Annotated in this window: 13 protein-coding genes; 12 read left to right on the top strand and 1 reads right to left on the bottom strand. The window is 29.4% G+C overall.

All coding sequences use genetic code 11. From position 1 onward, the window contains the following. The 5 genes from rnmV to SPD90_RS00225 form a co-directional block, all read left to right on the top strand. The coding region (gene rnmV, locus SPD90_RS00245) for a ribonuclease M5 (RefSeq protein ID WP_320923950.1) at positions 1-485 on the top strand (485 nt) is incomplete at its 5' end. Between the two features lie 37 nt (positions 486-522). Continuing rightward, the gene (gene rsmA / locus SPD90_RS00240) at positions 523-1,389 is read left to right on the top strand and encodes a 16S rRNA (adenine(1518)-N(6)/adenine(1519)-N(6))-dimethyltransferase RsmA (protein WP_320923949.1); all 867 of its coding nucleotides are present in this window, start codon (positions 523-525) and stop codon (positions 1,387-1,389) included. A 62-nt stretch (positions 1,390-1,451) separates the two neighbouring features. After that, positions 1,452-2,675, top strand: a complete 1,224-nt coding sequence (locus SPD90_RS00235) for a hypothetical protein (protein WP_290692421.1) — start codon at positions 1,452-1,454, stop codon at positions 2,673-2,675. A 248-nt stretch (positions 2,676-2,923) separates the two neighbouring features. After that, a complete protein-coding gene (locus tag SPD90_RS00230) occupies positions 2,924-3,898 on the top strand; it encodes a cation diffusion facilitator family transporter (protein ID WP_320624562.1) in 975 nt (324 codons plus the stop codon). A 71-nt stretch (positions 3,899-3,969) separates the two neighbouring features. Beyond that, on the top strand, positions 3,970-4,770 hold the full coding sequence (locus tag SPD90_RS00225; protein WP_320624561.1) for a hypothetical protein: 801 nt from the start codon (positions 3,970-3,972) through the stop codon (positions 4,768-4,770). 103 nt (positions 4,771-4,873) lie between these two features. Here the strand turns inward: SPD90_RS00225 and murC are convergent, their stop codons facing one another. Next, positions 4,874-6,229: a UDP-N-acetylmuramate--L-alanine ligase gene (murC, locus tag SPD90_RS00220; RefSeq protein ID WP_320923948.1), complete on the bottom strand. Its 1,356-nt coding sequence runs from the start codon at positions 6,227-6,229 to the stop codon at positions 4,874-4,876. 228 nt (positions 6,230-6,457) lie between these two features. Here murC and purR point away from each other — a divergent pair, with 228 nt between their 5' ends. From purR to pth, 7 genes are all read left to right on the top strand, one after another. Further along, positions 6,458-7,303 carry a pur operon repressor gene (purR, locus tag SPD90_RS00215; RefSeq protein WP_320626488.1) on the top strand — a complete coding sequence of 282 codons (846 nt, stop codon included), beginning with the start codon at positions 6,458-6,460 and terminating at the stop codon, positions 7,301-7,303. Positions 7,304-7,436: 133 nt separating this feature from the next. Further along, positions 7,437-7,715: a septation regulator SpoVG gene (gene spoVG / locus SPD90_RS00210; RefSeq protein ID WP_022070784.1), complete on the top strand. Its 279-nt coding sequence runs from the start codon at positions 7,437-7,439 to the stop codon at positions 7,713-7,715. Between the two features lie 364 nt (positions 7,716-8,079). Next, a complete protein-coding gene (glmU, locus tag SPD90_RS00205) occupies positions 8,080-9,468 on the top strand; it encodes a bifunctional UDP-N-acetylglucosamine diphosphorylase/glucosamine-1-phosphate N-acetyltransferase GlmU (protein WP_320625825.1) in 1,389 nt (462 codons plus the stop codon). 62 nt (positions 9,469-9,530) lie between these two features. Beyond that, positions 9,531-10,481, top strand: coding sequence for a ribose-phosphate diphosphokinase (locus SPD90_RS00200; RefSeq protein WP_320625826.1), 951 nt, complete (start codon positions 9,531-9,533; stop codon positions 10,479-10,481). 187 nt (positions 10,482-10,668) lie between these two features. After that, a complete protein-coding gene (locus SPD90_RS00195; RefSeq protein ID WP_320625827.1) occupies positions 10,669-11,724 on the top strand; it encodes a type IV pilus twitching motility protein PilT in 1,056 nt (351 codons plus the stop codon). 184 nt (positions 11,725-11,908) lie between these two features. Continuing rightward, positions 11,909-12,418: a prepilin peptidase gene (locus tag SPD90_RS00190; protein ID WP_320923947.1), complete on the top strand. Its 510-nt coding sequence runs from the start codon at positions 11,909-11,911 to the stop codon at positions 12,416-12,418. 14 nt (positions 12,419-12,432) lie between these two features. Further along, on the top strand, positions 12,433-12,996 hold the full coding sequence (pth, locus tag SPD90_RS00185; RefSeq protein WP_320923946.1) for an aminoacyl-tRNA hydrolase: 564 nt from the start codon (positions 12,433-12,435) through the stop codon (positions 12,994-12,996). Positions 12,997-13,005 lie beyond the last annotated feature (9 nt).

The following is a 13,005-nucleotide window of genomic DNA, read 5'->3' as shown; positions in this document are numbered from 1 at the left end:
TAGACGCTGAGCTTATAACAACTGGAGGATTCGGATTTCCTAAAGGAGTTATGGAGAGAATCAAAGCAGCTCAGAAAAGAAGGGGAGTAATAATATTTACTGATCCAGACTTCGCTGGAGAAAAAATCAGAAAGAAAATAGCTCAAGCAGTTCCTGGATGCAAGCACGCATTTTTACCAAGAGAAGAAGCGAAAAAAGACGGTGATATCGGAATAGAAAACGCATCTCCAGAGAGTATAAGAAAAGCACTTGATAAAGTAAGAACAGAAAGCAGCGAAAAGAGAAATGAATTTGCACAAGTAGACTTAATAAGAAACAATCTAATTGGAAATGAAGACGCATCTTATAGAAGAGATAAAATCGGTCAAATATTAGGAATAGGATACGGTAATGCAAAACAATTTTTAAGCAGATTGAATAATTACGGAGTTACAAGAGAAGAATTTATAGAAGCGGTAAAGGCTATAGATAGTTTAGCAGAATAGAGCTTAGAAAAATATTTATAAGGAAAGGAAAGATATAATGGATAGACTTTCATCTCATAGAGCTACGAAAGAAATAGTAAACAAACATAACTTTAAGTTTTCAAAGTCATTAGGACAAAACTTTTTAATAGATGACAATGTAATAGACAAAATAATAGCGGGATCTAGATTATCAGAAACTGATAAAATCATAGAAGTAGGACCAGGAATCGGAACATTAACTAGAGAAATGGGAAAAACTGCTCAAAATGTAGTAGCAATAGAAATCGACAAGACATTAATCCCTATATTAAAAGAAACACTAGCAGACCTAGACAATGTAGAGGTTGTAAACGAAGATATTTTAAAGGTAGATATACAAGGTTTAATAAACGAGAAACTAGATGGAGGTCCAGTAAAATTAATTGCAAATCTTCCATACTACATAACTACTCCAATAGTTATGAAATTCTTAGAGGAGGACATACCGGTTACAGACATAGTAGTAATGGTTCAAAAGGAAGTTGCAGATAGAATGAATGCGAAACCATCTACAAAGGATTACGGCGCACTATCAGTAGCGGTTCAATACTACTGTGACACAGAAATAGTTGCAAAAGCTCCGAGACACATGTTTGTGCCACAGCCAAATGTGGATTCTATAGTTATAGGTCTACATGTAAGAAGCGAGAGAAAATATAAAGTAGATAATGAAGATATTTTCTTCAAAACAGTAAAGGCTTCATTTGGTCAAAGAAGAAAAACTCTTCTAAATTCTTTAGGAGGATTAGGATTTTTAACAAAGGACCAAATAAAAGAAGCACTACAAGCTGCAAATATAGATGCAAAGAGAAGAGGAGAAACTCTTAGCATAGATGAATTTGCTAATTTATCAAATGAAATAAATAAAATTTCATCTAAATAATACTATTTTCCAAAACCTCAAACATATAATATTTTGAGAAGTTATGTTTGGGGGGATAAATATTGGGTTCTAAAAGAAAATTTAAAAGGGACTATATTATACTAGAGGCAAAGGACATGAACTTTAGAAGTAAAGAGCGTGTTCTTCCTAAAGCCTTTGCAAAGATAGAAATTAACGATGAAAAATCAGCAATCGCTTTATACGTAGAAAATCTAAAAAACTTAAAAGACGGATATGATGTGGTCGCTCTTAGAAGTGATTATGAAAAATTAAACTTGGGAAGAATTAACTTAAATTCTCAAGGAAAAGGTGAATTTGTACTAGATTTAAACGAAGAGGATAGCGATATCAAGGCTGTAGCATTGACTTATGATAAATATATTCCGCTTATAGGATTTAAAGGAAATAAGCTTGAAAATTATGAAGCGTTGATATTTGAACCTGAAGAGGAATTCGAGGAATATGAAGAAGTTGAATATGTAGAACCGAATGATGAATCTGAATATGAAGAGGTTGAATATTTAGATTCAGATGATGAATACGAATATGAAGAAATAGAGTATATATATGAAGATGATTTAGAAGATGATCAATATGACGTACAGATTGAATCTGAAAATGTAGAGGAACTTGAAAGAGACATCTATGAAGAAAAACATAGAAATGTTGAAAGTATCGATTCTGAACAAGAGGTTCAAGAGCATACAACTGACAAAGCTGAACAAATATCATATATTAAAGATACATCTCAAGTAAAAAATAATAAATCTGCAAAAACAAATACAAAAGACAAACATCAAAATAAGAAAAAGATAATGAGAGACGAATTTAACAACATGTTAAATACAGATTCAGTTAGCGAAAAGACATCAGGAAAATTACTTATGCCAAGACAAATAAAGAAAGGTCTTAAATATTTCAAAGAGGTTAAGCCCTTTGCAGCAGATTATATAGAAAATACTAGATGGTGGAAAATAGATATAAATCAAAATACGATGTGTGGATATACAATGCCTTACTTAGGATATATAAATACCTTAAACTACACAATGTACAGCGATATAGCCATGAATTCATATAAGTACAGACATTATTTATTTGGAGTACAATACGATGAATATAACAAGAGAAAGTATTATATATATGCAATTCCGGGCAAAAAATCAGAGCAACCGGATAAGGGTACTACAGGTTTTACAACATACCAAGCGTGTGATAATAGAAATAGTAGCTTAGGATATTGGTTGTGCTTTATAGATTCTAAAGCTCGAAAGATAGAAAGATAACAAAATGGAAGTAAAAAAAATAAAAAATTTTACACCAATTTAATTTAAAAGTGTTATAATAAAAAGAATTGATAGAATATAAAAAGAAAAATCGCCTAGTGAACCTAGGTGATTTTTACGTTTTTGGAAGGTGATAATTAATATTGATAGAAAAATATATCCATTAACATATAAAAAGTATTCATTAATAGCATATAGGAAATGATATTCCTAAATAATAATATAAAGTTGATTTGGAGGGAAAACAAATGGAAACAAGATATGAAGAGGCAAGTAAAGTAACAATGGTGGCAATTTTATGGAACATGTTTTTATCAGCCATAAAAATATTTTCAGGGATAATTGGGAATTCTACTGCGATGATAGCAGATGGTATACATTCAGCATCAGATATTATTACATCAGTAGGTGTTTTAATAGGAAATAAAATATCATCAAAGCCAGGAGATAAAAATCATAATTACGGACACGAAAAAGCAGAGACATTAGTGTCATTTCTATTATCAATTATGTTAACAGTAGTATCAATAACAATTGGTATAGAAGGTGCAAAAAAATTATTTAATTTAGAAGCTGTAAAGATACCAACATTAATGCCGCTTATAGTATCTATAATATCTATATTAATAAAAGAATATCAATATAGAATAACTATAAGAGTAGCTAAAAAAATAAATTCTCCTTCACTTAAGGCCGATGCATGGCACCACAGATCAGATGCACTTTCATCAGTGGCTGCATTTATCGGTATAGGAGGAGCTATGATAGGCTTTAAGGTATTAGAACCTGCAGCGACAATAATAGTTGCAATAATAGTTTGTAAGGTTGCACTTGAAATATTTAAAGAAGCGATGAATGAGTTAATGGATGTTTCTATATCAGAAGAACAAGAAAAACAAATAATAGAATATTCTCAATCAATAGAAGGCGTAAAGCATGTAAAAACAGTTAGAACAAGAAAACACGGTGCATTTGCATATGTGGATTTAGTTATATGTGTTGATGGAACTTTAACAGTAGCTGAAGGTCATGACATAGCTACTCATTTAGAAAAAAATTTAATAAATGAAATGGAAGTTATAAAAGGAATCACAGTTCACGTAGAGCCTTGTAGCAATGGTTCAGATTTGTGTGATAAGGAATTAATAGAAGAAATTCAAAATATAAAAAATACTTCATGTACTGATTGTAATTCTAAAGATTGTCTTAATAATGGTAAATAATACTTAAAAAATTAAATAAAAAGTTATATAATTATCATAGACGATTTTAAGGGCATGGAGGAGAGAATAAAATGTCAAAAAAAAGAAAGATAAAGAAAAGAGCCATTTTAATAATGGGAGTAGTCCTTTTCTTTGTTATATATTTTATATCTTTTAGAGCTTTTTCTAAAATATCAGAGAATACTCAGGGGACTAAAGTTCCAACTACACAAGAAAAAGTAGACACTAGAAGCTTATTAGATCAATTTAAGGATAAAAGTAAAATATATATATCAGATGGGAATGTTTCAAATGTTAGAATGGAAGAGGAGAAGGTAGACGAATTTCAATATTCATTTAAAGAATTCAGCAAGATTAGAACGCCAGATTCATATACACCTATATACGAGGGATATACAGACGATGAAATAAAATTCTCTACAGATTTAAACATATTTAGAGTTTACACTGTCAACGAAGAGGAATACTACAAAGTTCCTGTATCTTATAAGAAGGAATTTAAAGAAATTTTAGATACGAGTATCTATACTTCTTTTGATTTTATAAAGCAATATAAAACATGGAAACAGGTTACTATAGATTACGGCGATGAAACTAAAAAAATAAGTGGATGGAATTACGATGATTTGGCTAGTAAAATGGTTCAAAAAAGATTAGTCGGAAAAATACAACCAGAAAAGGCTAGAGAGAGAAGTAAGTATAAATTTACTATTAATATAACAGCAGATAATTACGAAGCGAGGGTTGATATAATGGGAGAGGATTACGTTAAAATAAAAGTTAATGACTTAATCTCTTACTATGAAGTATCTAATAATCTTTATGATTATATAAAAACTGACGTATTTAAAATAGCTGATGATGAAAAATAATATGCATTAAAAAAACTCTGAATCCTTATCAAGATAAATAATGTTTTGATAAGCTTCAGAGTTTTTTATTTTCATGATTTATAAAAATTTAATCGACTGGCAATTAATCTTCTTGCTTTAATAAATCTTCACCTACTAAATAAACAGGTCCAGCTCCAACAGTCATTACTATATCATCTGGTTTTATGTTTTCTTTTAGATATTTTACTATATCTTCAAATTTTGATATATAAGTTGCATCTACATTATTGTGATTTAATCTTTCAACTAAATCTTTAGAATGTATAGTTCCAGGGTCGTCTTCTCTTGCAGCGAATATATCAGTTATTATAACTTTATCTGCTGAATAGAAGGCTTCAGAGAATTCATCTAATAGAGATATTGTTCTACTATAGGTATGTGGTTGGAATACACACCATAAAGTACCTTTTTTAAATCTCTTTGCAGTAGATAAAGTTGCTTTTATTTCAGTTGGATGATGAGCGTAGTCATCTATAACTGTAGCGTCGTGATATTTACCTTTGATTTCAAATCTTCTACCAACACCAGTGTAATCTAATAATCCTTCTTTGATAGTGTCTACATCTATTCCAGATACTATTGAAGCTATTATAGCCGATGTTGCATTGTAGATATTGTGAAGACCTGGTACATGTAATTTAAAATTACCTATATGTTTTCCGCTATAATTTAAATCAAAAGAACCGCAGCCTAAATCGTCGAAAGATATATTTTCTATAATTACATCATTTGATGATTTTTTACCGTATTTTACAACGTGTGCTTTAACATCGTGTAATATATCCATATTAGGACTGTCACCGTTTATGATAAAGTAACCATCTTTAGGTAGGAGCTTACCAAATTTATTGAAAGAAGCTTTTATTTCATCTATACCAGAGAAGTAATCAAGATGATCCTCTTCAATATTTAAAACTATAGATATCTTAGGGTTGAAGTTTAAGAAACTATCAACATATTCACAAGCTTCTGTTATAAAATGGCTAGAATGTCCTATTTTAACATTTCCACCGATTGATTTTAGATTTCCACCAACTAATATAGTAGGGTCTAATTCAGCGTGTTCAAATATAGTTGATAAAATTGATGTAGTAGTAGTCTTACCATGTGTTCCTGATACAGCGATTGAGTTTTTATATTCTCTCATTAATTGTCCTAGGAATGCTGCTCTATTTATTGTCAATTTGTTTTTGTTTTTCGCTTCTACTAATTCAGGGTTATCAGGATGTATAGCTGCAGTATAAACAACTATATCTATATCATCAGTTATATTTTCCTTACATTGACCTATAAAAATTTTAGCACCTTGATCTCTTAGTTTTCTAGTAAGATCTGATTCATTCATATCAGATCCAGAAACATTGTACTTTTTATTAAGACAAATTTCTGCCAAGGCACTCATACTAATACCACCAATACCAATAAAATGTATATTCATAAATAAAACCACCTTTCTTTTTAATTAAGTCCTATAATCTGAACTATTTATGTGGTATAATTAAATAATGTTCAATATTTAAAGTATAATCTGCAAACGATATTAATATATATACTTTTATTAATTAAAAAATATGTTTAAACATAAATCTTATTATATCATATTATTAAAATTTATGCATTATATACTTTAAATTATAAGGATAGTGGTTTTAGGAGGTTTTTAATTATGAAGTTTAAAAGAACGGAAAGAATAGGCGCTATAGTAAAAATATTGTCAGATAACCCGAATAGAATATATACATTGAGCTTTTTTACAGAAAAATTTAATGCTGCAAAATCTACAATAAGTGAAGATTTACTAGTCGTTAAAAACGTTTTTGAAAAATTAGAATTAGGAAGAGTAATAACTATATCAGGGGCTGCTGGTGGAGTTAAATATATACCAAAAACATCAATTGGAGAAAATAAACAGTTTTTAATGGAATTATGTGAAAAAATAAATGACGATTCAAGAAAGCTTTCAGGTGGCTTTTTATATTTAATAGATTTGATTTACAATCCAGCAATAGTTGCCAAAATTGGAAAAATATTTGCTTCAAACTTAGATTATAGTGAAGCAGATTGTGTAGTAACTATGGAAACTAAAGGTATCCCAATGGCACTTATGACTGCTAAGGCTATGAATTTACCTTTAGTTATAATTAGAAAGGATATGAAGGTTTCTGAAGGTCCTACATTAAGCATGACCTATGTGACTGGAGGAAGCAATAAGGTTGAAAGTATGAGCTTACCAAGAAGAGCTCTAAAACCTGACAGTAAGGTTATATTAATAGATGACTTTATGAGAGGCGGAGGAACTTTAAAGGGTATGAAGGATTTAATGCATGAGTTTGGAGCTCAAGTAATAGGAACAGGGGTATTCATATCTACAACAAAGCCTCAAGAAAAAATGGTAAAAGATTATATATCATTAATCGAATTAGATGATAATGGAGAAAGTATAATCGCTAAACCTAATTTCAAGACATTTAAGGATGAATATAGAGATTCTCAATTTACGTCTGATAACTAGAAATAATCTAAAAATTAGAAAAATATTAATTTAAATTCAAAAAAAAAGAGGATATCACCTTTATTTATAGAATTATTTAGAATACAGTTTATAATAAGTAGTATTGTCAAAATCATAAAGGGGGATATTTAGAATGAACATAACTGACGTAAGAGTAAGAAAAATAACAAACGAAGGAAAAATGAAATGTATAGTTTCTATAACTTTTGATAACCTATTTGTTGTTCATGACATTAAGGTAATAGAAGGTCATAATGGACTATTTATAGCTATGCCAAGTAGAAAAGTTGGAGAAGGTAACTTCAGAGATATAGCTCATCCAATAAATGCAGAAATGAGACAAGTATTAGAAGATGCTGTTTTAAAAGCTTACCATGAAGCATTAGCTCAATTAGAAGTTGCTGCTGAATAAATTTGAATATTATAATTTAGTATATATATTGAAAGCCGGACTTTAGTTTCGGCTTTTTTTAATGAAGTTTTTGCTAGCTTTCATGCTAGAATAAATTTAAAAAATATATTAAAAAAATAATAAAGTATTATAAGTAAGAATTAATCTGAAAAAACTAGCATTTATTTAAAAAAAGTGTTATATTATTAGTGTCAAATAGGCACATTAATAGTCATTTATATAGATTATTTAGCATACTATAATAATTTTTATAACTTTTTTCAAAAAAATAAAAGTTTATTGGTAAAAAAATCGTATGAAAGTATATAATATTGTATGTAAATAGTTAATTTACAGAAAATATTTATATGAATGGAGTGAAAAGATGAACTTTAAAGCGATAATACTTGCTGCAGGTAAAGGAACTAGAATGAAATCTAAAAATCCTAAAGTAGTGCACAAGGTATGTGGAAAAGAAATGGTAAATCATGTAATTGATATTTCAAATAAATCAGGAGTGAACGATGTCGTAGTAATATTAGGACATGGATCTGAAACTGTAAAAAATGTAATACCAGAAGAATGTATTGTAGTAATGCAAAAAGAACAATTAGGTACAGGTCATGCAGTTAAAATGGCAAAGGATGCTATAAATGACGACGATACTATAGTTGTATTATGTGGGGATACTCCTTTAATAGAAGAGGATACTCTAAAGAAACTATTTGCCTATCATCTAGAAAATGAATATATGGCTACAGTTTTAACAACTAAAGTAGATGATCCAACAGGATATGGAAGAGTTATAAGAGATGCAGAAGGAAACTTCTCAAGAATAGTAGAACAAAAAGATGCTAATGAAGAAGAATTAGCAGTAAATGAAATCAATTCAGGAATCTACTGTTTCAAAGGTGACAAACTAAAAGAAGCATTAGATTTATTAGACAACAATAATGCTCAAGGAGAGTATTATTTAACAGACACAATGAAAATAATAAAAGACAAAGGTTCTAAAGTAGGAGCTTTCGTGGGAGCTACTATAGAAGAGCTAATGGGTGTAAATTCAAGAGTTCAGTTATCACAAGCCGAAGCAATCATGAGAAAAAGAATAAACAAAAAACATATGGAAAATGGAGTTACAATAATTAATCCAGAAAATACATATATTGAATCAAATGTACAAATTGGTAAGGATACTATTGTAGAACCTGGCGTAATGTTAAAAGGAAACACTGTTATAGGAGAAGAATGTATAATAGGAATGAATTCTTCTATAACAAATTCTAAGATTGGTAATTTTACAGAAGTAAAAATATCTACTATAATAGATAGCGCTGTCGGCGAAAATACTACTGTTGGACCTTATGCATATTTAAGACCAAAGAGTAATGTAGGAAGTCATGTTAAGATAGGAGACTTTGTAGAAGTTAAAAATGCCAACATAGGAGACTATTCAAAGGCATCACATCTATCTTATATAGGAGATGCTGATGTAGGAAAAGATGTAAATATTGGATGTGGAGTGGTATTCGTAAACTATGATGGTAAAAATAAATTTAGATCAACAGTTGAAGATGGAGCTTTTATAGGTTCTAATTCAAACTTAGTTGCCCCAGTTCATATCGAGCATAAAGGATATATAGCAACAGGTTCAACTATAACTGATGATGTACCAGATGGAGCATTAGCTATAGCTAGACAAAGACAAGTTGTAAAAGAAGGCTGGGTAGCTAAAAAAGAAGCAAGAGACGCAGCAAAAGAAAACAAGAAATAAATTTGCCTTTTATAGACATTTATGTCTAAAATATAATATATAAATTTTTCGGGAGGATAAGAATGAATACTAGCGGAAGTGAGATTAAAATTATCACTGGTAATGCAAATCCAGAACTAGCAGCTAAGATAGCTGAGAGAGTAGGAGTTAAAGTTTCAGAATGTGAAGTAACTAAATTCAGCGATGGTGAAATATCTGTAAACATAAAAGAAACAATAAGAGGTTGTGACGTTTTCGTAGTTCAATCTACAAACAACCCAGTAAACCAAAACTTAATGGAATTATTAATAATAATCGATGCATTAAAGAGAGCATCTGCAGGTAGAATAACAGCAGTTATCCCTTATTATGGATATGCAAGACAAGACAGAAAAGCAAAATCAAGAGATCCAATAACTGCAAAATTAGTTGCAAACTTAATAACTGCAGCTGGAGCAGATAGAGTTTTAACTATGGATTTACATGCTGCTCAAATACAAGGATATTTTGATATACCAGTAGATCATCTTCTAGGACAAAATATATTAGCTGATTATTTCAATAAAATGCATTTAGAAGATTTAACAGTAGTTTCACCAGACTTAGGAAGTGTTACTAGATCTAGAAAATTTGCTAACCAATTAGATGGAGATGTTCCACTAGCAATAATCGACAAGAGAAGACCAAAAGCTAACGTTTCAGAAGTTATGAACTTAATAGGAGACGTTGAAGGAAGAAATATAATCATGCTTGACGACATGATAGATACAGCTGGTACAATAACAAATGCAGCTAATGCATTAAAGAAATTTGGTGCTAAAGATATATATGCTTGCTGTACACATGCAGTTTTATCAGGTCCAGCAATAGAAAGAATAAAAGAATCTTCTATAACTAAATTAATAGTTTTAGATACAATAAAACTTCCAGAAGAAAAGAAATTAGATAATATAGAAGTATTAACAGTAGCAGATTTATTTGCTAATGCAATTAAGAAAATATTCAACAATGAATCTATTAGTATATTATTCTAATAAGATAATTATATAGGAATTCGTTAATATAAGGTATTGCAGAAATGATTGATCATTTTAGCAATACCTTTATTTTATTTGTATATAAATGTGAATTTTTAACAATAATATAAATACTTTGAGATAAAAGTATTATTTATATTATAAAATTATCCACAGTGTATAAATAAAAAGAGAGGAGAGATTTATGGATTTATTAACAATACTTGATAAAGCTGTGAATTTAAATGCATCAGATGTACATATAACAGTAGATTTATCCCCAATTGCTAGAGTTAATGGTAAATTTATAAAACTAGAACAACAAATTCTTACTAATCAAGATGTGTATAACTTATTAAAGCAAATTATCGATGAAAAACTTATACACAAGATTAATACAGAGGGAGAATTAGATTTTTCTATATCTTTATCAAATGGATATAGAGTTAGGGCTAATATTTATAAGCAAAAAGGTAATTATGCTATGGCGTTGAGAATAATACCGAGGGAAATACCGTCTTTTGAAGAGCTTAAATTGCCAGAAGTTATTAAAGAATTTGCTAAAAAACAGAAAGGGTTGATTTTAATAACAGGTCCTACAGGTAGTGGAAAATCCACAACACTTGCAAGCTTGATTGACTTAATTAATAAAACTAGACAATGTCATATTATAACTCTAGAGGATCCAATAGAATACATACATAGACATAAAAAGAGCATAGTAAATCAACGTGAAATAGGAAAGGATTCAATAGATTTTAATTCAGCACTGAAAGCGAGCTTAAGACAAGATCCAGATGTGATTCTAGTTGGAGAGATGAGAGACCCAGAGACTATTTCAATAGCATTAAGAGCTGCTGAAACAGGTCATTTAGTATTTTCGACTATGCATACTATAGGGGCCGCCAAAACTATAGATAGGATAATAGATTCGTTTGAAGCATCTAAGCAACAGCAAATAAGAAGTCAGCTATCGACTGTATGTACAGGCATCGTCTCACAGCAATTAATCCCCTCTATAGATGAATCATCTCGAATAGTAGCTACAGAGGTTATGATAGCTAATACAGCTATAAGAAACCTAATAAGAGAGAATAAAATCTATCAAATTCAAAATATAATCCAAACCTCATCAAAACAAAATATGTTTTCTATGGATCAAGATGTTTCTAGACTCTATAAACAAGGATTGATATCTAAGGAGAGCTTATTGAGTAGATGCGATGATTTACAGTATGTTAGAAAGATTGTGCAGATATAAATAGAATATCAAGTATACAAAAATATAATAAATCTATAAATATATTATTATGATTTGTGTTATAATGGCCATTTTTTTAATAGTATCCTATATTGAAAACAAATTAATATACATAATATGCAAGGATATTAAACCATCTTTATCTAATACTATAATAATATATTCGATGAGTATAATAATATCCTTGTTAATATATAATAAATATAAAATAACTACAGATTCTATAAGTTATTTTTTACTAATTCCATTTATAATATTGATTTCAATAATAGATTTTCGTACAACTTTTGTGTACGATATAACTGTAGTTAGTGGTATAATAATTCAGAGTGTAGTATTTATTTTGATGAAAATACCTTATGATTGTTTATTAGACCATTTAGAGGGTTTAGTAATAGGACTTTTACTGTCTTTTTTGATATGTAAAACTACAAAGGCAATAGCAGAGGGTGATATAGGATTTTATGGGTTATGTTGCTTTGTATTGGGAGCGAAACATAGCCTTAATGTGTTTGTATTATCATTTTTGATAACATCTTTATTTGGGATTTTAATTATTTTAAAACAAAGAAGGATAGATTTAAAAGTTAGAATACCATTTACACCATTTATTTCTATTGCCACAATTTTAATCATGTTAACGCAATATGATATAATAAAAATCTATTTTGAAATTATAAGCGAAAAAATATAAAGGAGGCGAAAATTTTGTATATAATAGTGGGATTAGGAAATCCAGGAGACAAATACGCAAAAACAAGACATAATGTTGGATTTAATGTTATAGATCTTTTAGCAAAGGAATATTCAATAGATGTTAGTAGAATAAAACATAAAGCACTAACTGGAGAAGGAAGAGTCGGAACTGAAAAGGTAATATTAGTAAAACCTATAACATATATGAATTTAAGTGGAGAGTCAGTTGCTGATATATGTAATTATTACAATATAGATTTAGAAAATTTAATTGTAATATACGATGATATAGATTTAGATATAGGCAAAATTAGAATCAGAAAAAAAGGCAGCGGTGGAACTCATAATGGAATGAGATCTATAATAAAATGTCTAGGCTCTAATGAATTTCCAAGAGTTAGAGTTGGAATATCAAGACCTCAAAATGGACAAGATTTAGCGGATTTTGTTTTATCTAGATTTAGTAAAGACGATGAAAAAAATCTTCAAGAAAGCTATGAACATGCAGTCGCAGCAGTTGACTGTGCTATTAGAGAGAATTTAGATTTAGCAATGAATAGATACAATGTAAAATAAGGAGGGGCT

This window comes from Intestinibacter sp. (genome assembly GCF_034113885.1).
Lineage (GTDB): Bacteria > Bacillota > Clostridia > Peptostreptococcales > Peptostreptococcaceae > Intestinibacter.
This window is presented reverse-complemented; position numbering and strand designations above follow the sequence as displayed.

Bases quoted from the DNA above. Each gene is read 5' to 3' on its own strand.
- rsmA (WP_320923949.1), top strand. From the start codon at position 523: ATGGATAGACTTTCATCTCATAGAGCTACGAAAGAAATAGTAAACAAA.
- SPD90_RS00230 (WP_320624562.1), top strand. From the start codon at position 2,924: ATGGAAACAAGATATGAAGAGGCAAGTAAAGTAACAATGGTGGCAATT.
- SPD90_RS00225 (WP_320624561.1), top strand. From the start codon at position 3,970: ATGTCAAAAAAAAGAAAGATAAAGAAAAGAGCCATTTTAATAATGGGA.
- murC (WP_320923948.1), bottom strand. From the start codon at position 6,229: ATGAATATACATTTTATTGGTATTGGTGGTATTAGTATGAGTGCCTTG.
- purR (WP_320626488.1), top strand. From the start codon at position 6,458: ATGAAGTTTAAAAGAACGGAAAGAATAGGCGCTATAGTAAAAATATTG.
- spoVG (WP_022070784.1), top strand. From the start codon at position 7,437: ATGAACATAACTGACGTAAGAGTAAGAAAAATAACAAACGAAGGAAAA.
- glmU (WP_320625825.1), top strand. From the start codon at position 8,080: ATGAACTTTAAAGCGATAATACTTGCTGCAGGTAAAGGAACTAGAATG.
- SPD90_RS00200 (WP_320625826.1), top strand. From the start codon at position 9,531: ATGAATACTAGCGGAAGTGAGATTAAAATTATCACTGGTAATGCAAAT.
- SPD90_RS00195 (WP_320625827.1), top strand. From the start codon at position 10,669: ATGGATTTATTAACAATACTTGATAAAGCTGTGAATTTAAATGCATCA.